The organism is Verrucomicrobium sp., assembly GCA_028283855.1.
In the GTDB taxonomy this organism is placed as follows: domain Bacteria; phylum Verrucomicrobiota; class Verrucomicrobiia; order Methylacidiphilales; family GAS474; genus GAS474.
Genome location: JAPWJX010000001.1, coordinates 191,002 through 214,791, shown reverse-complemented (window position 1 = coordinate 214,791; position 23,790 = coordinate 191,002). Strand labels below are relative to the sequence as shown.

The 23,790-nt window shown below is 63.8% G+C and carries 24 protein-coding genes; 9 read left to right on the top strand and 15 right to left on the bottom strand.

The annotated features are described in order from the left end of the window. Positions 1-41 precede the first annotated feature (41 nt). The gene (locus tag PW734_01055) at positions 42-569 is read left to right on the top strand and encodes a hypothetical protein (GenBank protein MDE1169791.1); all 528 of its coding nucleotides are present in this window, start codon (positions 42-44) and stop codon (positions 567-569) included. A 63-nt stretch (positions 570-632) separates the two neighbouring features. Here the strand turns inward: PW734_01055 and PW734_01050 are convergent, their stop codons facing one another. From PW734_01050 to PW734_01015, 8 genes are all read right to left on the bottom strand, one after another. After that, complete coding sequence (locus PW734_01050; GenBank protein ID MDE1169790.1) at positions 633-1,109, bottom strand: hypothetical protein; 477 nt, start codon at positions 1,107-1,109, stop codon at positions 633-635. A gap of 31 nt (positions 1,110-1,140) precedes the next feature. Next, positions 1,141-3,627, bottom strand: coding sequence for a hypothetical protein (locus tag PW734_01045; protein ID MDE1169789.1), 2,487 nt, complete (start codon positions 3,625-3,627; stop codon positions 1,141-1,143). Then, positions 3,624-6,266, bottom strand: a complete 2,643-nt coding sequence (locus PW734_01040; GenBank protein MDE1169788.1) for a DUF87 domain-containing protein — start codon at positions 6,264-6,266, stop codon at positions 3,624-3,626. Before PW734_01040 ends, PW734_01045 begins: the two co-directional genes overlap by 4 nt. A 2-nt stretch (positions 6,267-6,268) precedes the next feature. Then, positions 6,269-6,568 carry a hypothetical protein gene (locus tag PW734_01035; protein ID MDE1169787.1) on the bottom strand — a complete coding sequence of 100 codons (300 nt, stop codon included), beginning with the start codon at positions 6,566-6,568 and terminating at the stop codon, positions 6,269-6,271. A 27-nt stretch (positions 6,569-6,595) separates the two neighbouring features. After that, positions 6,596-7,255: a hypothetical protein gene (locus PW734_01030; protein MDE1169786.1), complete on the bottom strand. Its 660-nt coding sequence runs from the start codon at positions 7,253-7,255 to the stop codon at positions 6,596-6,598. A gap of 100 nt (positions 7,256-7,355) precedes the next feature. Then, on the bottom strand, positions 7,356-7,721 hold the full coding sequence (locus PW734_01025; protein ID MDE1169785.1) for a TrbC/VirB2 family protein: 366 nt from the start codon (positions 7,719-7,721) through the stop codon (positions 7,356-7,358). A gap of 185 nt (positions 7,722-7,906) precedes the next feature. Further along, on the bottom strand, positions 7,907-9,397 hold the full coding sequence (locus PW734_01020; GenBank protein MDE1169784.1) for a hypothetical protein: 1,491 nt from the start codon (positions 9,395-9,397) through the stop codon (positions 7,907-7,909). 6 nt (positions 9,398-9,403) lie between these two features. Beyond that, positions 9,404-10,081 (bottom strand): hypothetical protein, encoded by a 678-nt coding sequence (locus tag PW734_01015; GenBank protein ID MDE1169783.1) that lies wholly within the window; start codon positions 10,079-10,081, stop codon positions 9,404-9,406. Positions 10,082-10,251: 170 nt separating this feature from the next. Here PW734_01015 and PW734_01010 point away from each other — a divergent pair, with 170 nt between their 5' ends. Continuing rightward, the gene (locus PW734_01010) at positions 10,252-11,034 is read left to right on the top strand and encodes a sigma-70 family RNA polymerase sigma factor (protein ID MDE1169782.1); all 783 of its coding nucleotides are present in this window, start codon (positions 10,252-10,254) and stop codon (positions 11,032-11,034) included. A 3-nt stretch (positions 11,035-11,037) separates the two neighbouring features. Here the strand turns inward: PW734_01010 and PW734_01005 are convergent, their stop codons facing one another. From PW734_01005 to PW734_00995, 3 genes are all read right to left on the bottom strand, one after another. After that, positions 11,038-12,150, bottom strand: a complete 1,113-nt coding sequence (locus PW734_01005) for a hypothetical protein (GenBank protein ID MDE1169781.1) — start codon at positions 12,148-12,150, stop codon at positions 11,038-11,040. 95 nt (positions 12,151-12,245) lie between these two features. Beyond that, positions 12,246-12,779, bottom strand: a complete 534-nt coding sequence (locus PW734_01000; protein ID MDE1169780.1) for an ATPase, T2SS/T4P/T4SS family — start codon at positions 12,777-12,779, stop codon at positions 12,246-12,248. Next, entirely contained in the window at positions 12,769-14,295 is a 1,527-nt protein-coding gene (locus PW734_00995; protein MDE1169779.1) for an ATPase, T2SS/T4P/T4SS family, read from the bottom strand. Before PW734_00995 ends, PW734_01000 begins: the two co-directional genes overlap by 11 nt. A 111-nt stretch (positions 14,296-14,406) precedes the next feature. Here PW734_00995 and PW734_00990 point away from each other — a divergent pair, with 111 nt between their 5' ends. The 3 genes from PW734_00990 to PW734_00980 are packed head-to-tail and all read left to right on the top strand — an operon-like array spanning position 14,407 to position 17,314. Further along, positions 14,407-15,168 (top strand): hypothetical protein, encoded by a 762-nt coding sequence (locus tag PW734_00990; GenBank protein ID MDE1169778.1) that lies wholly within the window; start codon positions 14,407-14,409, stop codon positions 15,166-15,168. Continuing rightward, positions 15,165-16,127 carry a hypothetical protein gene (locus tag PW734_00985; GenBank protein ID MDE1169777.1) on the top strand — a complete coding sequence of 321 codons (963 nt, stop codon included), beginning with the start codon at positions 15,165-15,167 and terminating at the stop codon, positions 16,125-16,127. The genes PW734_00990 and PW734_00985 overlap by 4 nt, the downstream gene beginning before the upstream one ends. Continuing rightward, the gene (locus PW734_00980; GenBank protein ID MDE1169776.1) at positions 16,124-17,314 is read left to right on the top strand and encodes a S41 family peptidase; all 1,191 of its coding nucleotides are present in this window, start codon (positions 16,124-16,126) and stop codon (positions 17,312-17,314) included. The genes PW734_00985 and PW734_00980 overlap by 4 nt, the downstream gene beginning before the upstream one ends. A 7-nt stretch (positions 17,315-17,321) precedes the next feature. Here PW734_00980 and PW734_00975 read toward each other — a convergent pair whose 3' ends face one another. From PW734_00975 to PW734_00965, 3 genes are read right to left on the bottom strand one after another with little or no spacing between them, the layout of a single operon-like run. After that, positions 17,322-17,759 carry a hypothetical protein gene (locus PW734_00975; protein ID MDE1169775.1) on the bottom strand — a complete coding sequence of 146 codons (438 nt, stop codon included), beginning with the start codon at positions 17,757-17,759 and terminating at the stop codon, positions 17,322-17,324. Further along, positions 17,759-18,526 (bottom strand): hypothetical protein, encoded by a 768-nt coding sequence (locus PW734_00970; GenBank protein ID MDE1169774.1) that lies wholly within the window; start codon positions 18,524-18,526, stop codon positions 17,759-17,761. The genes PW734_00975 and PW734_00970 overlap by 1 nt, the downstream gene beginning before the upstream one ends. 5 nt (positions 18,527-18,531) lie before the next feature. Further along, positions 18,532-19,146 carry a hypothetical protein gene (locus tag PW734_00965; GenBank protein MDE1169773.1) on the bottom strand — a complete coding sequence of 205 codons (615 nt, stop codon included), beginning with the start codon at positions 19,144-19,146 and terminating at the stop codon, positions 18,532-18,534. 118 nt (positions 19,147-19,264) lie between these two features. Here PW734_00965 and PW734_00960 point away from each other — a divergent pair, with 118 nt between their 5' ends. Beyond that, a complete protein-coding gene (locus PW734_00960; GenBank protein ID MDE1169772.1) occupies positions 19,265-19,531 on the top strand; it encodes a hypothetical protein in 267 nt (88 codons plus the stop codon). Between the two features lie 21 nt (positions 19,532-19,552). Further along, on the top strand, positions 19,553-20,119 hold the full coding sequence (locus PW734_00955; protein ID MDE1169771.1) for a hypothetical protein: 567 nt from the start codon (positions 19,553-19,555) through the stop codon (positions 20,117-20,119). On the opposite strand, the gene PW734_00950 is transcribed toward PW734_00955, so the two are convergent. After that, positions 20,116-21,438 carry an Nramp family divalent metal transporter gene (locus PW734_00950; protein ID MDE1169770.1) on the bottom strand — a complete coding sequence of 441 codons (1,323 nt, stop codon included), beginning with the start codon at positions 21,436-21,438 and terminating at the stop codon, positions 20,116-20,118. The genes PW734_00955 and PW734_00950 overlap by 4 nt on opposite strands. A 123-nt stretch (positions 21,439-21,561) precedes the next feature. Here PW734_00950 and PW734_00945 point away from each other — a divergent pair, with 123 nt between their 5' ends. Then, entirely contained in the window at positions 21,562-22,176 is a 615-nt protein-coding gene (locus PW734_00945; GenBank protein ID MDE1169769.1) for a TetR/AcrR family transcriptional regulator, read from the top strand. Beyond that, complete coding sequence (locus PW734_00940) at positions 22,173-23,789, top strand: DHA2 family efflux MFS transporter permease subunit (protein MDE1169768.1); 1,617 nt, start codon at positions 22,173-22,175, stop codon at positions 23,787-23,789. The genes PW734_00945 and PW734_00940 overlap by 4 nt, the downstream gene beginning before the upstream one ends. Position 23,790: the final 1 nt, after the last annotated feature.

The window sequence follows — 23,790 nt, the reverse complement described above, 5'->3', positions numbered from 1 at the left end:
CGTTCGGCGAATAGCCGAATTATCCATTAGAGACCTTCTCCATGAAACCCCTCCCCCACGGCACTCAAGGCAAGCCTCTCGATCCCACCCAGCTGAACGAGCTGACGAAACTCCGTAAAATCGGCGAACTGATGGACGATCGGGCCGAAGATCAGCTTCAACGCTTGGAACTTCTCTCTCCGAACGTGGCGCACACCAATCCCGCTTTTCAACAGTTGGCGGAAGCCGTACAGCAGGAACGGTCCGCCCGCCTTTCCCCCACTACCGGCCACACGACGCAGGCGGCGGTGAATCTGGAGCGGTACAATCTTTTGGAAGTTCGCCGGGAAATTTCCGATGCGAAAGTCGAAGCCGAGCGCTTGCATGAGGAAAAGCGGGCTCCGGCCTCCGCCGTTACGGTTTCCTTTTTAACCCATCCTCCCCACCAAAGCGCGGGCCAGGAAAACATCCTGGGCTCGGTACGCCGTTCCACGGAGGTCCGCCGGGAAATCGAGGATCTGGAGGAAGAGGAGGCGCTGCGCCGCCGCCGCAGCCGGGCCCAAGGCGAACAATATTTCGACGCGGCCTAATATTTTCGGGCACGAAAAAGGGGAAGCCTTGAGGGCTTCCCCTTTTTCGTTTTCCCAAAGGAATCAGGGATAAACCGGCACTTCCTGATAGCCGCCGGGATAGGTCACCCCGTTGATGCTGCGGCTGTGGACGTATACGGGGCGGTAAACCGGTTGGAGGGCGGAAACCTGGGAGCGCGGCGCGTTATAGACAGCCTCCCGCTTCCACTGGTCGATCGCCTGCTCGGCACGGGCCATATTGGCACCGTCTTCCATGCCCACGCGGTAGGCCTCTTTCCGTTTGGCGTTGGCAAAGACGTCGAAGCCGATGCCCGCCGCCGCGCCTGCCAAGGCGCCCAGGGCGCCCGCCGTATCGGAATGGCCCATGGCCCGTCCGGCAAAAAAGCCCGCCGCGCCCAGCGCCAAAGGCCCGCCGTATTCGACGCCCGCGTCGGTGATTTGGCTGGTGGTGCTTTGCCGCGAGGCATAAGGCGCGCTGGAACACCCAGCCAAGGCAAGGAGCAAACCGAGGGAGACTATCAGGCGTTTCTTCTGGTCCATGTGGGGGGATTCAAGGAATGCGGTTATGGAGCTACTGGGAAAGGTATTTGGCGCAAAGGGAATCGAACTGGTCGCGATAGCCGCCGGAAGGATCGGCGATCATCTGCTCGAAAAAGACCTGATTGGCGGCGTCGGCGTTCATAAGTTCCTTACGCCAAGCTGCTAGGCGATCGGCGGAACCGTCATTCCCGGCGCTCTGCTTGGCAAGGCCACTCATGATATAAGAGACGGTATTGAGGTCGGAGGCAAACACCTTTTCGAGCTCGTCGGCCCAAATTTTCTGCAATGCTTCGCTCCGGGCGACCAGGTCGGCCGCGGCGGTCCCCTTTCCGGCATAGAGGATGGCGGAGAAGAGGGAGTTGCGCCACGTGTTCCAAATTTCCTTGTTCCGCATCATGTCGACGACCAGGGGGCGCACCTCCGATCCCGCCTGGAGCAGGCTGCGGATAAGCTTGGCGCGGCCCGCCTCCCCGGGGGAATAGCCGCTGAGATTGACCCGGGCGATGCTCTGGTCGACGGGGCCGGGGACCTTCTCGATCGCATCGGCCAGGGCCAGGGCGCCGGCGGAATAGGGATTGCCCAAGAGCGCGCCGCGAGTCAGCTCCTGCTGGAAAGCGGAAACCAGCTCGCTTTCCGGCCGCAGGAACATGGCGCGCCAGATGGGGACCATGGCATCTCCGATGGCCAAGTTGCCGTGTTGGGCCCCGCTAAGACAAGCCTGGATGAAGTTTCCTTGCCGCAATAGGACAATGCTATCCCGTGCGAGAATGCCACCTTTGTCCGGAGGGAGGAATGTGGCCATGTGCCGCCAGGTTAGGTAGGTGTCCACATTCTCCGACCATCCGTTGGTGAGGAGCTGCCGCACACTTTGATTAACCCCCCAGATTTCCAATTCCAGGTGCATGAGGACGGCCGATTGTCCCTCTCCCGTTTGAACCCAGCTCCCCCAAATCTGTTTAAATTTCCCCACCTGCGGGTTGACCGTCTCCGTAGCATGCGCCTGGATAAAATTGAGCCATTGCTGCCCCTCCTCCGCCGTGCGAATGGCACCGTTCTGAATGGCGAAACGCAGGAAGCGCTGCTGTACCATGGCGTCGCCATGCAGCATGGTGCCGCTCCACGCCATCACCATCTGGCTGGAGGATTGCATGGCGGCGGCCATCGCTTTGGAAAAGAAAAGGCTGCTGCGCGGAGCGTCGCTCAAAAGCCAGCGGGCGGCATCCGGATCCTGCTCCAGCACACGGGCCATGCCGCTGCCAAAAGAAAGCCAATCGGAGGCAGTGAGGCGTCCTGCCGCTTTCAATCGTTGAAATTCCCGCGGATCACGTACGACCTGGGAGATCCAATCGGGATGCGGCTGGTTTTGGTCTTCAATCGAGTTATATGCGATCTGAGCAAGGTCCTGCATGCCCGAAAGTTGTTCACCGATCGAATGCAAGGTAACGCGGGCCAGGCTGGAAGCAGGCCGGGTTAAATGCCACAGAAGGTAATTGCACCAAACCTTGTCACTGGAAACCTGACTTGCCCAAGTTCCGATCATCCGGCTGCGGGGAGTACTATCCATCTCAACCGAATGCCCTGTCTGACCCGAAAGCAGCTGGAAGATGCGCTGGTAGCGGCTTTGAGGAATCTGGCTGGCACGCAGGTATTGCCGCATCAAAATGTCGCCCGTGGTGCTCAGCGACTTGGCCAAACAGGCCTGCAAACCGTCGTACACCGTCGTCGATTGCTGAAGCCGGTTTATCATCTCCTGGAGAAGAGGCTGCTCAGAGGCCACCTGGGCGGTCCATCGAGACCAGAACAGGAAATAAGGGCTCTGGAGACTTTCCTGGGCGTTGGCTCGCAGGATGTCGGTGAAAATATTCGGGCGGAGGAGTTCCGGCTCGACCAACTCATTGAGCTTCCAGCGGGCGGTGGGATCTCCCGCCAGCACCTGGTCCCATTCCGATCCGGAAAGGAATTGCTGGAAGCGCTCGCGTAGCAAGCGCGTGATCCGCAACTGGGGCTGGCTCCAGAACCGGCTCAAGCCAGCGACGATGACAGGATAGTTTTCCGGCGTCTGGACCATGTAGTCATAAAGGCTCTTGCGGCAAACTTCCTGGGTGGCCGCGGTCTGCATGATTTGGGCCACGTCAGGATTGAGACGGCCGCCGGAGGAGGCCATTTTCGCCAGGAGAGTTTCCGTCGCCTGCTGGCTCATGTTCAAGCTAAGGAGAATCTGCCGCATGGTGCGAGCCAGACGGTAGTCCCCTTCCCAAAGAGCCAAGCCGATGCCACCCTGAAATTCCGGAAGGACCATGAGTTCCGCCACGATGCTCAAGGCCATGGAGGGAGAAAGCTGCTGGCCGACCTTGGCGGAACTCAAAAGATATTTGCTGGCCCGGTCGAAGCCCAGCGGCTGGGTGACCTGCGGATCGACGTCCAGGAGGGTGACCTGGTCGTTCGTGAAGGCGCGCAAGGGCGCCGCCAGGAAAATCCAGGCAAAGAAAATGGCAAGGACGCGCGCGCCGCTGCTCATGCCCCCTCGGACGGCGACGCCTCTCCCTCAATGGCCTGCCCCGCCTCTCGCGGATCGAGACCCAGGGGATACTTGAGAGCCAGGCCCTTGACCGCCAGCCAGCGGTCCCCGCCGGCGGCTTTCATGGCGTGCTCCCGCAGGGCCATTTCCCGGCCGGTGGTGGTGTGCAGCCACAGGTCTTCCGGCATCAAGGAGGTGCGCAGGCGTCCGCTTTCCCGCTGTTCCCCGGAGCCGCGGACGAAGAGCATTTCCCGGAACATCTCCGGCTTGCCGTCGTCGGTGATGCGGCGGGAGGAACTCAGGGTGCGGAGGACTTCCTGCTCGCCCAGGGTGAGCTTCAGCTGCTCTGCCACGATCTTGCGGTTGTCTCCGTCGCCCTGGTCCAGGAGGAACCAGGTCTGGGCGTTCTGGACGACGGCCTTGGCCATGCGGGCGTTTTCCAAGAGGTCGCCCATGGCCTGGGAGACGCCGATGACGGCCGCGCCGAGCTTCCGGAAGGTCTTGAAGGAATCGATGACCATGTCCATGACCTTCGGATTGCCGACGTGCTCCCACATTTCCTCGAAGACGAGAATCTTCGGCACGTCCTTGTCCCGGACGCAGAGGTCGTCGATCAGGCTGACGATGAGGGGAATGAGGGCGTCGGCCAGCTGCTTTTGCTTCTTGATGCCGCGCAGGTCGACGATGAAGGCCTTCGAATCGACGTTCCATTCCGTCGGCCCGTCGAACCACTGGCCCCATAGCTCGTTCTTGAGGAAGGGGCGGATGCGCTCGGCGATCTTTTTCCCTTCGGCGAATTTGGAGACGCGCTCGGTGAAGTCGCTCAGGGTGATGTAGGGCTTCCGGCGCTCCGCGCCCCAGGCGAAGGTCTGGGCGACGCCGACGTCGACGACGGTGCGCAGCTCGCTGGGCAGGCAGCCGTTGGGGTCCTCCGGCCGGGTGCAAAGAGCCTCCAGCGCGTTGACGAAGCGGGAGCGGAGGGCCGACTTCGGCTCGGAGACGGCGGCGCTGATGCTGTCCCCGCTCTGGCCGAGGACCTGGAAGATATTGAGGCAGGCCGGGCGCTGGGGATCGAGGCGGAAAACCTTCGCCCCCAGGATCTCGGCCAGGGAATCGTAGCTGCCGCCGACGTCCAGGATGATGACGCGCGTGTCCGCCAGGGCGTGGCTGGCGATGAGGTGGTTGACGGTGACCGATTTTCCCGAGCCGCTCTTGCCGGAGACGAAGGCCATCGGCGCGGTGACGCGGCTGGTGTCGAAGAGGTTGATGGGGACGATGCCGCCGGTGGCGTTGGCGAACATGGCCACGGGGCGGTCCTGCGTCTCGAAGCCGCGGTTGAGAGGGATCATGTCGGCCGCCATGCGGCTGGAGATCTTCTTCGGCTCCAGCATGGGGCCGCCGGCCGCCGGCAGGCTGCCGAAGAGGATGGGGAGGATGCCGTCCTTCTCGTGGTAGCCGCGCGCGTTGCCGACTTCCGCCATGCGGACCTGGAGGGTGGAACAGCGCTGCTGAAGCTCCTGCGGATCGCGGTGCCAGAGATGGAAAATAAGCTGGGTCTGCACCAGGATCTCTTCGCCGGTGCGGATCTTGGCGATTAGCTCGTTGGCCTCGCGGATCTGCTCGTTGGCCTCGACGTTGTTGGCGCCGCTGTCCCGGTCCTTCCCGTAGGGGTTCATGGCCCGGTCCAGGAAGTTGAGCGGCATGGTGCGGATCTGGTCGGCCTTGTCGCGGGCTTTGACCAGGAGATCCTTTTCCTGGAGCTGGTCCAGCCGGCGAACGCGGAAGGTGGCCCGGCACTGGCGGAAAGGCAGCGCGGCGGTGACGACGTCCATGATCCGCGGCTGGGTCTCCAGCGGCTTGCCCGACATGCTGATGACGGCGTGGTAGTAGTCCCCCCAGCGGATCATGCCCTGGAGGGGGCCTTCCGGCCCCATGGGAGCGGTGTCGATGGGCTGGCAGAGCCAGGCGTCGATCCACGGGGTGCGCTCCGCGTCGAAGCGCGGCGGGATGCCCATGTCGACGGCCTGCTCCGGGTTGAGGAGGCGGTAGAAATATTCGGCCATCGCCGGGCTTTCCAGCTTGTTGAGGACCATGCCGGAACGGTCGGTGACGGCGCGCAGGCTTTCCTCCGCCAAGCGCAGGCGGTTGGAGACGACGCGGAACTCCGCCTCGTCGACCGGGCGGCGCAGGTCCTTGACCCCCTGGCGGGCCATCGCCACCGAGCCGACGGTGATGTGCGTGGCGCAGGCGACCAGCTTCCCCTTCCGCACCTCTTCCTGAAGGCGCCCCGCGCGGGTGCGGCGCAGTTCGTCGAGGACGGGATTCTCGTGCCGCAACGCGGCATGGTTGCGGATGACGGGGGTGTAATCCCCATTCGTGGTGAAGGTGAACTCGATCTCGTCGATCCCCTCGGGAAGGCGGGTGACCAGTGTGGAAAGGGAGTCCTGCAGGTCGTTCAGCCGGGAGGGGCTGAAGACGTCGGTCGTCGGCGCCTGCAGCTCATACATCTCGTGCACGCCGCCGTAGGCGTCGAGGAGGGCGGTCCCCACCACGTCCAGCGGGCTGGCCAGCTGGACGGGATCGATAAAGCGGGCGGCGGGCACCATGCCGAACTTCGGCCAGCGGAATCCGTTCTTCATGCCTACCATTGGCGGAAGCGGGGGCCGTCCCCGCGGTGGCGGTAGAGCTTTGGCGCGCGGCGTTCCCAGATCCAGTAGAAGATGTAGTGGGAAGGCTTCCCGCGCAGCCAGGAGCGCATGATGAAATAGAGGACGCCGGCGAAGATAAGGGCCAGGAAGAAGTTCTTCGTCATCGCCTGGATCACGGCGAAGGAACCGAGGACGGCGAAGATGGAACCACCAGGAAGGCCAAGAAATTCACCCTTGTCCTCAGTGATGATGCTGGAAGTGGTCCTGCGCAGTTTTTCGCCTTCTTCGATCATGAAGAGATAAGGAGCGACTCCTTTACCTCACCCATTAAAGACGGAACTGAAGACCTGCACAAGAAAAGGTGAACTCATCACGACGATAACGCCAATGATGAAGGAATTAAGACGGGCCGAATCGAGACCGCCTAAAAGAGCATCGATACCCAAAAGAGTGCCGTAAAGGGCGCAAAGGATAACGGAAAGCCCTTGAACGGTGTTTTGGATGCGGATGATGACGTAGGCCACAACGTATTCAATGGAAGACGTATCCGTAATGTAAGAGGGCACGTCTACTCCGGCCGTGCCTACCCCGCCGTATCCATCCGGAACTGCATTGCTGATCAAACCGACAAACGCAGGGGCCCCGAAGAGAACAACGGAACCTACTAGTGTGGCGATGGCAAACTGAGGCCGGCCGCCCATCCAAAACAGGCCTGCAACAACGATGCCGATCGCCATCAGGACGATGCCGAAATTGTGAAGGGAGGCGAGGAGGTTAAAAAACTGATTCTTTTGAACCCCGGTCGCTTCTGTCCCTTGGAGGGGGGTCGGATTACCTCCCGCCGCAAAAGAACCCACCACCTCAGCCGTCTGGCTAGTGGTGAAATTGGTATCGGACTGCGCTTGCGCCCTGGAAAGAGGCGCAAATAAAAGCCCCCCAAAGAGCGTGAGGCACATCATGGCCGAAAGAGGAAAACGCATAATGGGGGGGGGGAGAGAATTCAGAAGGGTTTTCCGCAAACCTTCCGCGGCGCCCGCAACCGGGCGACGCGGAAGGATTCCGAGCAGAAAACCAGAGGACTTAGTAGCCGACGCCGCCAGTGACGCCGCTGCCGAGACCGCCGTTGATGAGACCGACCAGGTAGGGGCCGCCGAAGACGACCGCGGAACCGATCAGCACGCCGATGGCAAATTGAGGCTTGTTGGCCATCCACAGCAGGCCGGCGATAACCACGCCGATAACCAGGAGGATACCCGCGAAGTTCTGAATCGCCTTGAAGAGGTTGGCGAACCAGTAGTTAGCAGTGGTGCTCTCCAGCGCATCGGTGACATTCAGCTGACCGGCGCCCTGGGCCATGACGGAGTCCGTCAAAGACAGAACCACCAGGGAAAGGGTCAGATAGAAAACGACCCGATTAAGAAAGCGAACATTCAATAACTTCATCATATGGTGTTGGTGTTGGGTTTTGGGGGATTGCCAAAAAAAGCGCTTAAAGACTGCCAAATTACTTATTTATTTAGAGCCGTTAATAAACTTTTCAAGGCGGTTTTGCTGCTCGGGGAAAAGAGGTGGCATTGGTTCCAATACTCTACAGGAGGATAAGCTTAAACAACGCCAAGTTGGGGGAAAAATTATGTTTTGGAAGTTCCCGGTGCGGGGGAAATCCGCCACACCACCTCGCCGGAATTGATGAGAAGCTGCCGAAGTTCTTCATTGTTCAGCTCTTCCGCCAAAGGAGCACGGCAACCGTTCAAGGCGGTCCCGATCCACCGCCACACTTCCACGGTATCTCCTTTAGTAAGGCGGATTCGCCACATTCCCTGCCCATCGGCTGGAGTGATGAGAGTCTTCATGTCCCCGTTTTTCTCCCGCAGGACCACAGCCATCGAGGAACCTTCCGCAATCCAGCTGTTATCGACCCACATCATGGAAACAGCCTGTTTAATGATGATTTGCCGGTTTTCGATGGTGGGAAGGCGAGCGATCAAAATCGCGGCAGGAAATCCGGCGGGAGAACGCCGCCAAGGAACCACCACTCCTTCCCCTCCCCCGGCCGGCCGGCCGATGCGAATGGAAAGCAGCTCCGGAGACCACCAAATGCGGCTCAGGTCCAAAGAACGGGAAGCGGCCGAAATGGTAAAGGGAGGGACAATGGACTCTTTGGCGACATTCTTCAGAGCGGCCGAGGCTCCAGCGGGGGGGAGGGCCTGCCAGCCGGAAGCGGGGGCTCGGTCAGCTGCCGAGCGGCTTCCGCCCGCTGCTCCGGTGTTGCGTAGGGCCTGGAGCGCCGCGGCAAGGGCGGCATTGTAATCGGCCGGGATGCTTCCGCCACTATTCACGCCGTTGCCAGAAAAGCCCTGGGAAAGTTGAGCCGTCCCAGGAGGTGTTGCCCCTCCGTAGGAGGCAGGCATGCCCACGCCGTTCTGCGAGGTAATTCCCGGAAGCCCTCCGGCACCACGAACAACCCCCTGTCCGGCGTAGGGGTTTTGACCATAAACAGGAGCCTGGCTGCCAGGCCCGTAAGTTGTGATGGCGCCAGACGGAAGCTGCCCCAATCCGTTAGGCCCCGCAATGACCGGAACCTGGGCGGAGCGCTGGGAGGCGTTCAAATCGACGGTGGGCAGGCCGACTTGGCTCGCATTGGCCGCCGCGGCCGTGCCCGTCGCGCGAAGATTCCCGGAGGTAGCCGCCGTTGCGGAGGCGCTTGCCGCTCCATCGCCCACAACCTGATTGGGGTAGGGATTCTCGTTGGCGTATGGATTCTGACTGGAATAGGGGGTGAACACGACCGGCACGGGAGGCCGCATGATTTCCTTGAGACCACGGTTTTGCGCATCCCGCTCCTCGTTTAGGATGCTGCTGGTCTGCGGTCCTTCGGGATTGCCGTAGTCCGTGACGGAAGGGAACAAGGAGGTTTGAGGAACGGTGGTCAACGCCGGACTGGGAGTGGGCATGCCATTCGGATTGGCCTGGCCGGGAGTCGTCGTGATGTTGGAGGCCGTGGGCAGGGCGGCGTATTGGTCGGTTTGCGGATAGGCCGGGGCGGTTTGCCCCCAGCTGGCCGGAGCCGCCGACAGCACCCCCGCGCACAAAAGACAGAGGGAGAAGCGGAAGCGGATCATGCGCGGCTATTGGGATTGGGAGGGCAGCGGCGTCTTGGAGTTGGAAAGGCGCTCCAGGACGGAGATGTCCTGCAGCAAGGCGCGGCGGCGGTCTTCCAGCTTCTGGACTTCCTGGCGCATCTGCATGGCCACGGCGTCCGGACTGCGGGTGCTGACGATGATGACGTCTCCTTCTCTCTTCACCAGGAACTCGGGATCGCGCGCCAGCGGGACGATGAGGTCTTCCGTGGTGATGCCGACGGGGTCGATGGAAATGCGGATGTCGCCGCCCGCCTCATGGGCCGCCTGCTGGAGGAGGATCAGCTCATGCAGGGCCAGGCGCAGGCGGAGGACGCCTCCCTCCCCGGGAACGGGGGCCGGGGCGCTGGAAGGAGACGGCTGCGGCGCGGGGGCCATTTGGTCGCCAAGCGTGGGGCTGTCAACCATCGGCACGTCGGCCGGGACCAGGCCGCGGGTGGCGCCGGTTTGCCCGCTGGGCACGGTGACGGTGCTGACCGGCGGCGTGGGGGTCAGGGCGGCGGGTGCCAAATTCGGGCTGGCCGGGTTGGGCTGCACGCTGAGGATCTGCGTGGGCGCGTCGGCATCGCCGTTCGCGTTGGAATTGGTGTTCCGGGAGTTGGCGTTGGCGCGCCCTGTTTGCGCTGTGGAGCGGGATTGCGCAGAGGCAAAGGTTCCACTGGTCACAAGGACCAGGACTAAGAAAAATAAACTCCAATGCCGCCGAAACATAGAGACGGACTCTTATGTCACTTCATTTCGCATTTGCGAAGCATTTTTTTACGGAAAATATATTTCTATTGTAGGGAGATTACTTAGGCCACGGGACTTGGCATGCACGAAGCTGCTTCCAAAGCATGGCTCACGCCCTGCCTTTTTCGGCCGAACAGCGCGCCCGCTACCACGGGCTGGTGGAGGAGGAAGCGCCCCGGGTGGAAGCGGCACGGCAAGGTTCCGCCGAGGCGCTGGAGTGGCTGGCGCGGCTGACTCTGCCCGCGCGGCGCAAGGTGGCGGAGTATTTCCTGGGATCGAAAAGCCTCTTCCTGGAGGACGGCATCCAGCACGGCTGGTATGGCGTGATGCGGGCGCTGGCCAAGTATGATCCCGCGCGGGGTGTCCGCTTCACCGATTACTGCGTGCCGCAGGTTTACAATATGATCGGGAAGTTCCGCTTCGACATTCCGCAGCCGATCCGGATCCCGGCTTGGGCGCACGAGGCGCGGCGCAAGGCGGGCAAGGAAAGCCGCAATGCCGCCGAGACGGTGGAGAAGTTGGTGGCCGGCGGTATGGCGCGGCATGTGGCGGCGGTCGTCGGGGGGATGAGTTTCGCCATTATCCAGGAGGAATTCACGGAGGAGTACGCGGCGCCGCGCCAGAGTTACGCCAGCCCGGCGGACCCCGCTCCGGACATCGCGGAGACGGCCTGCCGCCACGAGGAGTTTACCTGGATCCACCACGCGCTGGGGCTTTTGACGCAAAAGGAGCGGCAGGTGCTGGAGGAGGAATTCGGCCTGGAGGGGGAGCCGGCCCGGCATCGCCGCGCCCGTATGGGCGCCCGGCGGCAAAAGGCCTATCTTTCCGCGCTGGGCCACCTGCGCACGATGGCGGAGGCGGACGACATCCGCCCGCTGGAGAGTTAGCCGTTAGCGAGGAGAGGCGTCCATCCAGGCTTCCTCGGCGGGGACGATGTTGATGAGGAGCTGCCCCTTCCGCAGATCCTGCTGGGGGATGATGGCGATGAAGTGGCTGGGGGTCTTTCCGACGGAGCGGGCGTAGATGCCCGCCAGGACGTCCAGGGGGGCGCGGAAGCGCTGGGCGTCATACCAGGTGTCCAGCATGGGGCTGAAGAGTTCTTTGACGGTGACGACGCTGACCGGCCCCTGCACGTCGACGTCGATGGGCCCTTTGCCGACGCGCGGCGGGTCCCACCAGGGGCGGTCGGTGATGACGATTCTTTCGACGCGGGCGCCGCGCATGCCGATGTCGGCCTCCGGGAGGTGGCGGTGGCCGGGGAGGAAGTCTTCGTCCAGGCGTTCCAGGCGGCCGCGCACGAGGCCCAGGGTGGCGTTGATCATTTTGCGGTCTTCCCGGTAGGTGGCGATGAGGCGGGGGTCTTTCATCTTTTCCGGCACGGTGTCGCTCACCTTTTGCAGGTTATGGAGGTCGTCCATGACCTGAAGGAGGGCGACTTGAAGGGCGGTGACCTTTTCGTGCGGGGTGCCGTTGGGGCCGCCGTCGAAGATCGGCTGGGCGACGACGATTTCCCCGCGCCCGCGCGAGGGCAGCGGGGCGACGGAGGAGGTGGAGAAGGAAAGGTCTTCGACCTGGGGGCCGACCTCGATGACGGAGTAGTCCGCGGTCTTCAGCTTGTCGTTGAAGCGGGTGACGAGGCAGTCCGCCACGCCGTTCTGGGTGCGGACGGTGACGCGGACGGGGCATTGGAAGGCGCTTTCCATGCTTTCCTGGATGAGGCGGGCCAGGCGCCGGGCGGCGTTGGGGTTGATCGGCTTGTTGAGGAAGGGCTGGAGGCGGCGCTCCAGCTCGTCCCGCCGGGGGCGGAAGACTTCCGGGAGGGTGATCCCCTCCTCCACGCGCGGGTAGACGACGACTTGGCCGGCGGTGTGCTGGGCGTCCTGGAGGGTGCCGTCGGCCTCGGGCGGGAAGTTGAGGCCGTCGAAGAGGCGAATGCTGCGGATCAGCTTTTCCGTGGGGGGCGGCCCGGCGATTTCCGCCGCGGGGGGAAATTCCTGCGCCACCCCCAGGGAAAGGGAGACCAGACAAAAAACGACCGTTAGAGCTAGAAGACGCCCCACGGCGTTCTTATAGTCTCATGCGTAAAAAGTAGCAACGGTCAAATTTGGGCCGTGGGGAGGAGGAGCTTGGCCTCGGCGAAGGTGATTTCGCCGGTTTGGGCCAGGATGCTGGCCTGCTGGCCCAGGGGCATGAAGCCGCGTTCCCGATTCCGGGCGCGCAGGACGCTGGCCGGTTCCCGGTTTTCCACCAGGGCGACCATGACGGGATCGAACATGAGGACTTCCGCGATGGCGACGCGGCCCGCGTAGCCGGTGTGGCGGCAGGCGGGGCAGCCGACGCGGCGGGCGGAGACGGGGTTGGCGATGTCGGTCTCCGGGAAGAAGCGGAGGTCTTCCGCCTTGGCCGGGGTGACTTCCTTGCAGAGGGGGCAGAGGCGGCGGACGAGGCGTTGGGAGAGGACGAGCTTCAGGGCCTGGGCGGCCGTCATGCGGTCGACGTTGAAGCTCTGGCAAAGCCGCTCCAGGACGCCGACGGGGTCGATGGCGTGGATGGTGGAGAAGACGCTGTGGCCGGTGAGGGCCGCGTTGATGGCGATGGCGGCGCTTTCGTCGTCCCGGATTTCACCGATCATGAGGATGTACCGGGTCCTGGCGGACGACGGCCTTGAGGGCCGCCTTGAAGGTGATTTCGCCGTCCTCCCGCACGTCGATCTGGACGGCGCCGGGCAGGTGCTTTTCCACCGGGTGCTCCACGGTGATGATCTTCAGCTCGGGCACGTCGACCTTGGAAAGGCAGGCGTAGAGGGTCGTCGTCTTGCCGCTGCCGGTGGGGCCGGTGATGACGAACATGCCGCCGTCGCCCTCCAGGAACCAGTCGATCGCGCGGCGGCTGGCGGCGTCCAGGTGGACGTCTTCCAGCTTCGGCAGCTTGCGGGAAAGGAGGCGGATGACGACGGCTTCCGCGCCGCCCTTGACGACGGCGATGGAGTAGCGCTGCTCGGTCACCTCCCCTTCGTCGGTCTCGAACTCGCCGGAACCGTCCTGGATGGCGCCCTTGACGTCGTGGCGCATGCCGGCCTGCATCTTCAGGCGGCGCAGGAGGATCTGGTGGAGGTGGAGGTTTAGCGGGGCCTGCTCCGTCAATTCACCGTGGATGCGGAAGCGGACGCGGACGCGCCGCTCCTTAGGATCCAGGTGGATGTCGGACGCGCCGGCGCGGACGGCGGCGCCCATCAGCTTGCGGTAAAGCTCGATGCCGGCCAGGTCGGGATCGAGCTGCGGGTCGATGTCCCAGGCGCTGGTGGCCCGCACGTCGCTCTCGACGACGATTTGCGGGACGAAGGTTTCCTTCAGCCGCCGGAAGTCCTCCGGGGGGATGGCAAAGGGGATGACCCGCATGCCGAGGTGCTGAAGCGCGCTGTCGACGATGCGGCGGTCGTGCGCGTGGGCGGTGACGAGCCACGCCACGGTGTCGGAGCGCTGGACGACCATGGCTTCCTCGATCCCTTCGATGGGGACGGCAGAGACCAGGAAGTCCGGCGGCAGGGTGTCCATGAGGAAGGACTCCGCGATGGTGCCCGCCAGGTCCTGCCAGGTGGAGACGCCTTCGGGATTCATCTCGCACAGGGCGGCCCAGGCGGCGACGTCGACTCTGCTCGGCCGCGGCAGCGGGGGCGGCACCGGGCCCTTGTCCGGGTCCGGCAGGCCCTGGAGATGGGCGCGGCAGGCGTCGATGAAGTGGGGGGAAACGGTGCGGACCTCCAGCTGGACGCCCGGCGTCTGCGGCAGGTGTTTCTGGCACCAGGCGCGCAGGGCTCCTTCATTGAAAGGATCGATGACGCCGAGGATGGGAAAGGGCTTCCATTGGAGGAGGACGGCGGGATGGCTCTTGAGCAGCAGGCGGCCGGGGCCGTTGAAGGTTTCTTCCGGCAGGGAGGAAGGAGCGCCGGAGGGCCAGTGGCGGGGCATGCCCGCGTCACTGCCGAACTGCTCCCACCACGTCCGCTCCTGGATGAACGCGGACCGGGCGACGAGAAGCTCCGCGGCGGAAAGGTTGGGGGTTTGATCGACCCAGCGCTTCAGCGCGTCGATGAGAACGATGCCGTGGCGGACGACGTATACCGAAAGGGCCTCTTTATCGGCGGACATGCTTCTTACGTATTCTCATAGCCTATCCCGCGCGCGTTGGCGACAAGTTTGCTGCGGCGCGCGTCGCCATTGACTTGGGAAGCGGCTCTTGTTTAAAACCAATCCCCAGGGATGGCACCGATTTCTTCACGGCGAGGCTCCGGCCCTTTCTGGATTACTACCGTCATCGTCCTGGCGCTCGTGGCCGGACTCGGCTGGGCGTGGAAGCGCCAGGCGGCGCGGGGCGGCGATCTCCCCTCCGGCCGCGCTTTTCAGGTTCCCGGCGGCGCCCTTTCCACGGAGAAACCGGAGGAGCTCTCCTTCTACAGCGGGCAGGTCATCCTGGCCGTGCTGCGCGGAACGGGCAGCTATTACGATTACTCCGTCTTTCCCGCCTGCAGCATCATTCAATATCCCCCCCGGCCCACCCGGGCCACGGGAAATCCCAGCGGCACCATCCTGCCGCCGGCGGGCAACGCGGCCCACACGCCCGGCACGAGCTTTGCCGCCCAGACGCCCTCCTCTTCCAAACCTTCCGCTCCCAAGGCGGCGAACGGCAAGGAGGGCAAAGCCCTGCCGCCCGCACCGCCGGGACCGGTCAGCCAGCACCCGAACACCCGCCCCCGCCCCGCCAAGACCCAGCCCCAGCCCGGCCGCTGGGCGCCGGACGAGGCCCTTCGTTTCTTCACGGAAACCGACCTGCCGTCGAATTCCAAGTTCATCGACGCCAAGACGCTGCTGCGCACCTCCAACGGCGCGATCGAGGTCATTATCGCCAAGTGCAAGGGCCAAACGCTGACCCGCGCCCAATGGGAGGCGATCAAACCCGACTCCACCCGCGCGGCAGTGGTCGTCGACGAGGACTGGAACCCCATCTCCCGCATCACGCCATGAAGCGCGCCGCCCTTCTCCTCCTTTTCCTGGGTGCCGCGGCCGTAGCCGCGGAAAAACCCGCTTCCGCCCCCAATCTGGGGACGCCCCGCGGATCCGACCCGGAAGAAGTAAAGTCCCTCATCAAGTCCCAGCTCGACTCCCGCTGGACCGTCGTCCGGCAGGTCGACCTTTCCACCGGCTACTGCGTCGACCGCGTGGTGGAACCCCAGGGCACCGCCGAAAGCGTCTGGCCGATCGACCCTGCGGGCTCCCGCTTCGACCTTTACAGCATGCCGTGGGGACACACCCACTGGACGCTCATCAACAGCCGCACCATCTTCCCCGGGGGCGGCTTGGCGCAGATCGACTTCGACACGTCCGACGCGACCCGCTCCGGCCGGACGGAACACGGCGCCCCGCTCTTCATCAACGTGCAGGTGCCGAAGCAGGGTGAATACTTGCTGACCGCCGACGGCGAGGACCCGCTGGGCACCCCGCTGGAACACTATAATTCCTGGAAGTTTTCCCATTATTTCTCCGTCACGGTGAAGGCGGAGAACCTGAAGGGCCGCGACGTTTTCCGCCTTTTCGAAAAGCGCAACGGCAAGTGGGTGCTCCTGGCCAAGAACGGCATCGAGGTTCTGCCCAGCCCGCGCATCGGCTGGAATCTGGGGGACCATCCCGTCCTGCACAGGCCCCTGCCCACCCTCACCGTCATCGGCCGCAACCTGCACCCGGAAGGCGTCGCCCACGTCGACCTGGTCCGCACGGTGGCCGGCGTCCCCGTCCACCGCCAGGTGCTGATGGAATATTCCAAGCGGGAAGACTTCGACCTATGGAAGGAGCTTTCCTCCCTGAAGCTGGAGCCCGGCTCCTACCGGGTGGAAGTGATCTACAAGTCCCCCATCGGCGAGGCGAGCCAGCGGCCCGAGAGCTGGAAGGAACGAACGCTGTTCCACGAGACCTTCCAGGTCCGATGAAGGGGCTGGCCCTTCTCTGCCTTCTCCTCCTTGCCGCACGCCCGGCGCGCGCCGCCGAAGCCCCCCTCGATTACCCGCGCCTGGCGGTGGAAATCACCAACCGATTCTTCGACCAGGACTTCTTTTCCGACCGCCCCCTGGACGCCGCGAAATGGCGGGATCTTTTCTGGGAGGAAATCGGCCACTATTACCCGGCCGTTTCTCCGGAGGTGAAGGAGGCCTCCCTCCCCGCCTTTCAAGCGGGGGAAAGCGGGCTGCGCCAGGGCCAAATCGACTTCGCCCGCAAGCTGGCCGCCGAAGCCAAGGCGCCCGTGAGCGACTCCATTCTCTTCAGCGCCCTGATCAACGGCTGGCTTAAAGGGCGGGACAAATACGCCCTGTGGGAAACGGCGGGCGACAGCCGCCAGTGGAACTCCTACCTCTCCGGCCGCCTACACGGCATCGGCGTCCGCTGGGCGGAGCAGCGGGGCCCCGGCGGCAGCCTGAAGGTGGAGATGGTCGTCCCCAAGGCTCCCGCGGAAGAGGCGGGCCTCAAGCCCGGCATGGAGGTCATCGGCCTTCTCATCGACGGCCAGGCCGTCGATCTGCCCTCCACCCGGGGGGCCGATCTGGCCGCCCGGATCGGCAACGCCCGGCAGGTGACGTTGCGGACCGCCACCCAAAGCTACACCGCCTCCCCGCGGGACATCGTCTTCCAGGAAGCGCAGCCGAGCCTCGAAAAGGAAAAGGGCGCGCCGGTCCTGCGGGTTCCCCACTTTGACCGCGGCACGGCAGGGACCTGCGGCACGCTGCTGGCGCCCGTCGCCCAGGCGCCGACGCTGATCCTGGACCTCCGCGAGTGCGGCGGGGGCTACACCGACGCGGCGATCGACCTCCTGGGCATGCTGGAAGGTCCCGGCCCCATCGGCGTGGTGTGGAAATACCGGGACGAAGTGGGCCGCGTCCGCGAGAAGCCGATGTCCACCCAGGCCGACCGGATCTGGAAGGGGAAAAACCTGGTGGTCCGCGTGAGCCAAAACACCGCCTCCGCGGCGGAGCTCATGCTGATGTCCCTGCGGCAAAAGCCCGGCGTGAAAGTGGAAGGCGGCGCCACCTACGGCAAGACGACGAGCCAGGACATCCTCCGCACGGGAGGAAATTCCGAGCTGCGCCTGAGCGTTTCCCAGTTCAGCCCGGCGGAAGGATAGGTCCCGGCTAGGAAGCCGGCGGCGCGACGACGCTCCACTGCAGGTTCACACCGCCCGCGCCGCCGGAATTCTTGTCCAGGATCAGGTTGCCTGTGGGCGGTTGAGGCGGCGATCCGCCCTGCTGCACCGTGATGTCGTTGATGTCCACCCAGGAGTAGCCCGCCCCGGCGAAGGTGCCAACGTCCAGCCCCTCTCCACCGAAGTTTCCCCACCCTCCCACCGACCCCTTCGTGATCAGTCCGTTGGTGGTCAATACTTGGCCGGTTATGGGCGTGGCCCCGTAGTTGGCCGTTCCGGCTGAATAGCTGCATGGGGTGAAAAGGTAGCCTCCGGAGAAGTAACCGTACACGGACTGGCCCTGCAAAACGTAGGAAGTAGCAGCCCTAACCGGCACCGGCAGGAGCAGGGCGGCGAGGGCGACGGTGAGAAATGCGGCGTGTTTCATTATTCGACGCTCCAGTGATAGGAAACGGGGGTTCCGTTCTTGGCTTCTCCGCTCAACAGGGAAAGCGTGCCGGTAGGAATCGGCTGGGGAGCCTGGTTGGTGGGGCAGTCGCCAAAGTCGATGAACATGCCGCACGGGCCGGGCACCACGCCGTAAGAACTGCTGGGGTTGACCCCAAGATAGCCGCCCCCCGTGACGACGCCCCCCAACATGGGCGTGGAGGAAGTGGCCAACAAAGTGTTCTCATAAACCAGGATACCGCCGGCCGCGCTCGTCTGGACGCTGACGTTAGGCATCTGCTCTTGAGGATCCGGAGCCGTTCCAACCTGGATGTAAGGACCGTAATTGGTAACGACCTGCTCCCCCGCTTCTCCGTAATTCGTCGACACGTCCACGTACGCGTAGTCGTAGATCTTATTGGCTCCCCACGCGCTGTCATTTTGGGAATGGCAGCTATTGGCGGCGGAAAACCATCCCGGCCCGGCCCCGCTCATAGTCCGGCCGCTGCCGGCATAGGTGACGTTCACGCTCACCCCGTCATGGAGCGTGGTACATTCTCCCGCCCCACCCGTCGGCCCGTAGCCGATATACATGTCGCTGCCGCCCACGACGTAGCTCCCCCCGTTGGAAAGGCTCACGGTGGCGCCGTTGTTGGCCACGCTGGACATTCCCGCATAGATCGTCTGCCCTTGGACGGCGTACCCCGCCGCCATCGATGCCACGGGAAGCGCCCCACATAGGACGCCCGCCAGAAGAAGTTTCAGCACGCCGTTCATTGCAGTCTCCAGGTGACGGCCAGGTTATCGTGCTCCGCAGGCTGGACAGCCAAATTGCCCAGGGGAAGCGGCGCATCGGCCGAATTCTTGGTCAAGTCGTTCAGATCCACCCAGGCCGCCGGGACCACGGTGGGATGGGTTTCCCAAGTCGTATTGAAAGAGCCGGAGGTGGAAGAATACAGCGTGGTCATCGTATAGACCAACATGCCGTTACTGGTGATCTGGCGGTTGCCGAAGCCCGGAAAGCCGTGGGAACCGAACCAGCCCGAATCGACATTGGTCGTCACGCAAGTTCCATAGGGGACGTTGCTGGAGCCGTGCGCTTCGGACGTGGTGATGCCGACGCCTCCCGCCGAGCCGTACCCAATGTAGCGCGCGTAGTCCGCCTGATAGTAAGAGACCGGCATGCCCGAGTTGTTTTGGGTATTAAAATAAATCTGGCTGGAGCCGATGTAGACCGACTTGCCCTGGACAGCAGGATTGCTAGGCAACGAGTTGGAGGAGGGAGACCATCCCGTAAACGACGGGATGTACCAATATATCGTGCTGTATGCCCATCCCGCGCTGGGCAGAAGCCCTAGTAACGCCGCACACAATAACCATTTTTTCATGCGTTCCTTTCGCTGGATTTTTATAGGTTTGAGGGGGTAAAAGCATAAAGCAAGCCAGCGCCGGTTTATTTTTTACCAAGCTCTCTTTTCACGGCACTGAACTTGCTTTCCCGCCGTCATGAAGCTCACTTCCGAACAAAACCGCAATCTTCAAGAATGGTACGGCTCCGGGGAACTGGACGCCCGCAGCGCCGTGGCGTTGGAGCTTCCGCCCCAGGCCTTCAAGGATTTCCTGGCCTCCCACCGCGTGCCGGAAGATACCGTCACCGCTTTTCTGGCGGATCTGAAGACCCGGACCGACCGGGCCTCCCTCAGCGTCATCCAGCATCGCCCGCCCGCCGCCACGCTGCAGGCCGCCACACAGCAGCTTCAGCAGCTGGCTTAAAAGACGGATAACAACTCTCCCATGTCCGCCCCTTTTCCCCGCTCCCCTCGGGAGCAGGCTCTCCTGGATTGGGCCCTCCGGTTCCGCACGGCGGAATTGGACGAACAGATCCTGGCCTCCTCCCTGGTCAACGCGGAAAAGGCGGCCAACGCCAGCACCCCCCTCACCGCCAAGGTCCTGGGCGAAACCGACGCGCACGCCGACCGCCAGGCGGCCGAGCTGGCGGCCCGCAATCAATTGATCCGCACCAAGGGGGACGGCGCCGCGCATGACCAAAACCAGGTCATGCTGGCCGTGGCCTACGCCAGCCACCTGGACGACCGCAAGGCGCTCATCCGGGACGGAGTGGCGCTGGCCGAAAAACACGCCTTCTCCTACGGGGATCTGGACCGGGCTTTAAGCTCCGCGGGCCTCACCCCCCAGCAGGTGCACGGTTTTCACCAGGACCTTTCCCAGCTCCTCGAAAAAGGCCCCCAGGGGCCGGAGCACCGCTACGGCGTCAGCTTTCAGCGGGTGGAAAACAAGCAGCAGCCCGCCGTCCACCGGCTACTGATGGTCCCCGCCGTGAAGCAGTCCCGGCAGGCCTAGCTCCGACCCGTAAAAAGGTCGAAGAGCAGCTTGCCGTTCAACACCAGGATCGCCGCCAGGATCGTCCAGGCCAGCGCCGCCATCCACGGCCCGTTGGCGAATTCCCCCATCTTCTTCCTATCCCCGGTGAAGCGCAGCAGCGGCCAGACGGCGAAGCCCAGCTGCATGCTTAAGACCACCTGGCTGGCGATGAGGAGGTTCCCCGCCTCCCCTTCCCCATAGATGCCGATGATGAGCACCGCGGGCAGAAGGGCGATCAGCCGGGTCACCAGCCGCCGAATCCAGGGCGGCAGGCGGAAGTGGAGAAAGCCTTCCATGACGATCTGTCCCGCCAGCGTGCCGGTAAGGGTCGAATTCTGCCCCGAGGCCAGCAGGGCGACGGCGAAGACGGTGCTGGCCGCGCCGAAGCCGAGCAGGGGCGAGAGCAATTGATAGGCGTCCTGGATCTCCGCCACGTCCCGATGCCCGGTCCAATGGAAGGCGGCCGCCGCCAGAATGAGGATGGCGGCGTTGACCAGCAGGGCGAACATGAGCGCCAGGCTCGAGTCGAAGGTCAGGAACCAAATGGCCTCCCGGCGTCCGCGGGACGTTTTCTCAAACGCGCGGGTCTGCACGATCGAGGAGTGCAGATAGAGGTTATGGGGCATGACCGTGGCCCCCAGGATGCCGATGGCGATGTAGAGCATCCCCGGATTGTGAAGGATCTCCGCCGTGGGCAGGCAGCCGCGCAGGATCAGGTCCGGATGCGGCTTGGAAAAGAAGAGCTCGACGGCGAAGCATCCCGCGATGGTGGCGATAAGGACGGCGACCAGGGCCTCGATGTAACGGAACCCTTTGTTCTGAAGGAAAAGGATGGCCAGCACGTCGAGGGTGGTGATGAGACATCCCCAGATAAGGGGTATGTGGAAGAGAAGCTGAAGGCCGATGGCCGAGCCGACCACTTCCGCCAAATCGCACGCCGCGATGGCCAGTTCCGCCAGGATCCAAAGAAACCAGACCACCGGCATGGGATAATGGTCCCGGCAAGCCTGGGCCAGGTCCCGGCCGGTCGCCACCCCCAGCTTGATGCAGAGGTGCTGGAGCAGGATGGCCATGAAGTTGGACAGAATGATGACGCACAGGAGGGAATAGCCGAACTGCGCGCCCCCCTGCAGATCGGTAGCCCAGTTTCCCGGGTCCATGTAACCGACAGCGACGAGGAGTCCCGGCCCCAAAAACGCCCAGAGCTTACGCCAGGCGAAAGGCCCCTGCGGCACGTCGATCGTGCCGTGAACCTCCGGCAGGGAGACGCCGGCCTGACGGCGCCAGGCGGCACGCACCCCTTTCTTTTCCGCGAAAACCATCCACCGGACATAAAGCAGCTAATTAGTGTGTCAAGACAAAGTTAGCCATAGCTACATAAACCATCCCCCCCTTGACGTCCGGGGAAAAGGCGGATTAGCATGCAAGTGATTACTTACATGAGCACCTCCACGACGAAAGCCAAGGGCGACACCCGCGCCCGCATCCTCCTGGCCGCCCGGGAAGTCCTGGCCCAGGCCGGCTGGACGGGAGCCACCACGCAGGAAATCGCCCGCCGCGCGCAGGTGAACGAGGTGACGCTCTTCCGCCATTTCCGCACGAAGCAGGCCCTCTTCGAGGCGGTGCTCCTGGGCTTTCTGAAAGGGCGGAGGCAGATCATCGACTGGGCCGAGGCGGAGGACGTGCCGCTGGAGGAGATGCTTTCCCGCTACGCGGCGCACTACCGGAAAAGCCAGAAAAACTCCGCCGACCTGATCCGCACTCTCCTGGCCGAGTACAATCGCCAGCCGGGCACGCTCCGCCAGGTGATCGAGGAGGCCGCCGCCCCCCTCAAGGCCGATTTCCTGGCCTACGTGAAGCGCCGCCAGGCCCGCGGGGAGATCCGCCGGGACGTCGACTGCGCCGCCTTCCTCGACCTCTTTTCCGGCCTCCTCCTGGCGGAGACGATCAAGCCCTGCATCGGCAAGCGCGGCTACAGCCAGGCGGCTTATGACAAGCTGCGCATCGACGTCCTCATCCGGGGGGTCCGCCCGTGAGCGGGGCCGCGGCCATCGCGGAGCACCGCCTGCCGGGGGCCCTGGCCCGCCGCGCCGCCGCCGGGGGCTGGCTGAAGTGGGCCATCCTCCTCTCTGCCTCCTTCGGCGCCATGCTGGAGATTATCGACACCAGCATCGTCAACGTGGCCATGCCCTACATGCAGGGAAACCTGGGGGCCACTCTTTCGGAGATCGGCTGGGTCTCCACCGGCTACTCCATGGCCAACGTCATCGTCATCCCCTTAAGCGCCTGGCTGGGCCAGCGCTTCGGCAAGAAGCAGTATTTCCTCTTCTCCCTCGTCGCCTTCACCATCGCCTCCGTGGCCTGCGGCCTGGCGACGAACCTGGCCACCCTCATCATCGCCCGCGTCTTCCAAGGCCTGGGCGGCGGCGGCCTTTTGGCCAAGGCGCAGGCGATCCTCTTCGAGACGTTCCCCCCTTCCGAGCAGGCGGTGGCCAGCTCCGTCTTCGGCATGGGGGTCATCGCCGGGCCCGCCATCGGGCCCGCGCTGGGGGGATTCCTGACGGACAACCTGAACTGGCGCTGGATTTTCTTCATCAACATCCCCTTCGGCATCCTGGCGGTGTGGATGATCTCCACCTTCATGCCGCATGACGAGGTGGACACGGAACACCCCGCCCATACGGCCGACGTGGACTGGCTCGGCATCGGCCTATTGGCCGTGGGCCTGGGCTGCCTCCAGGCCGTGCTGGAGCAGGGCCAGCAGGAGGACTGGTTCTCCTCCGACTTTATCCGCTCCATGTCGTTCTTCTCCGTCACAGCGCTGCTCCTCTTCGTGTGGCATGAGTTCCACACCCCTCACCCGGCGGTCGACCTGCGGGTGCTGCGCCACCGCTCCCTGGCGGCGGGCAGCCTCTTTTCCGTCCTGTTGGGGATGGGGCTCTACGGCACCCTTTTCGTCGTCCCCATCTTTGCCCAGGGAGTCCTCAATTTTACCGCCACCAAGACGGGCGTCATGCTCATCCCGGGGGCGATCGCCTCCGCCGCCGGAATGATTATAGCGGCGCGCCTCTCCAAGGTGCTCGACCCCCGCGCCACCATCGGCATCGGCGGCCTCATGACCGCCCTGGTCATGTTCTCCCTGGCCAACCTGAATCCGGACACCGGCGAGGATCAGTTCTTCTGGCCGCTCATCTTCCGCGGCTTGGGCAGCGTCCTCATGTTCCTGCCGCTTTCCATCGCCACCCTCGGCGCCCTGCCGAAAAATGACATCCCGGCCGCCGCGGGCTTCTTCAGCCTGACCCGGCAGCTGGGAGGATCGATCGGCATCGCCTTCATCACGACGCTAGTTTCCAAGCGGGAGATGGTCCACCGCTCCCAGCTGGTCTACCACGTCAGCGAGCTGAACCCGGACTACGCCGGGCGGCTCAATTCCAGCCTCTCCCTCTTCCACTCCAACACCGGGGACCCCGTCATGGCCCAGCAGCAGGCCTTGGCGGCCATCGACCGCTCCGTGAACCTCCAGGCGGGGCTGCTCAGCTACATCGACATCTTTCACGCCGTCGGATTCCTTTTCATCATCACCCTTCCCCTGCTCGCCCTCCTGAGCCGGGGCGGCAAGAACCAAAACGTGGAGGCCGAAGTCCATTGAT

What these genes read in the sequence shown, in the direction of transcription:
- PW734_01055 (MDE1169791.1), top strand. Translation starts at nt 42, where the DNA reads ATGAAACCCCTCCCCCACGGCACTCAAGGCAAGCCTCTCGATCCCACC.
- PW734_01050 (MDE1169790.1), bottom strand. Translation starts at nt 1,109, where the DNA reads ATGGACCAGAAGAAACGCCTGATAGTCTCCCTCGGTTTGCTCCTTGCC.
- PW734_01045 (MDE1169789.1), bottom strand. Translation starts at nt 3,627, where the DNA reads ATGAGCAGCGGCGCGCGCGTCCTTGCCATTTTCTTTGCCTGGATTTTC.
- PW734_01040 (MDE1169788.1), bottom strand. Translation starts at nt 6,266, where the DNA reads ATGAAGAACGGATTCCGCTGGCCGAAGTTCGGCATGGTGCCCGCCGCC.
- PW734_01035 (MDE1169787.1), bottom strand. Translation starts at nt 6,568, where the DNA reads ATGATCGAAGAAGGCGAAAAACTGCGCAGGACCACTTCCAGCATCATC.
- PW734_01030 (MDE1169786.1), bottom strand. Translation starts at nt 7,255, where the DNA reads ATGCGTTTTCCTCTTTCGGCCATGATGTGCCTCACGCTCTTTGGGGGG.
- PW734_01025 (MDE1169785.1), bottom strand. Translation starts at nt 7,721, where the DNA reads ATGATGAAGTTATTGAATGTTCGCTTTCTTAATCGGGTCGTTTTCTAT.
- PW734_01020 (MDE1169784.1), bottom strand. Translation starts at nt 9,397, where the DNA reads ATGATCCGCTTCCGCTTCTCCCTCTGTCTTTTGTGCGCGGGGGTGCTG.
- PW734_01010 (MDE1169782.1), top strand. Translation starts at nt 10,252, where the DNA reads ATGGCTCACGCCCTGCCTTTTTCGGCCGAACAGCGCGCCCGCTACCAC.
- PW734_01000 (MDE1169780.1), bottom strand. Translation starts at nt 12,779, where the DNA reads ATGATCGGTGAAATCCGGGACGACGAAAGCGCCGCCATCGCCATCAAC.
- PW734_00995 (MDE1169779.1), bottom strand. Translation starts at nt 14,295, where the DNA reads ATGTCCGCCGATAAAGAGGCCCTTTCGGTATACGTCGTCCGCCACGGC.
- PW734_00990 (MDE1169778.1), top strand. Translation starts at nt 14,407, where the DNA reads ATGGCACCGATTTCTTCACGGCGAGGCTCCGGCCCTTTCTGGATTACT.
- PW734_00985 (MDE1169777.1), top strand. Translation starts at nt 15,165, where the DNA reads ATGAAGCGCGCCGCCCTTCTCCTCCTTTTCCTGGGTGCCGCGGCCGTA.
- PW734_00980 (MDE1169776.1), top strand. Translation starts at nt 16,124, where the DNA reads ATGAAGGGGCTGGCCCTTCTCTGCCTTCTCCTCCTTGCCGCACGCCCG.
- PW734_00975 (MDE1169775.1), bottom strand. Translation starts at nt 17,759, where the DNA reads ATGAAACACGCCGCATTTCTCACCGTCGCCCTCGCCGCCCTGCTCCTG.
- PW734_00965 (MDE1169773.1), bottom strand. Translation starts at nt 19,146, where the DNA reads ATGAAAAAATGGTTATTGTGTGCGGCGTTACTAGGGCTTCTGCCCAGC.
- PW734_00960 (MDE1169772.1), top strand. Translation starts at nt 19,265, where the DNA reads ATGAAGCTCACTTCCGAACAAAACCGCAATCTTCAAGAATGGTACGGC.
- PW734_00955 (MDE1169771.1), top strand. Translation starts at nt 19,553, where the DNA reads ATGTCCGCCCCTTTTCCCCGCTCCCCTCGGGAGCAGGCTCTCCTGGAT.
- PW734_00945 (MDE1169769.1), top strand. Translation starts at nt 21,562, where the DNA reads ATGCAAGTGATTACTTACATGAGCACCTCCACGACGAAAGCCAAGGGC.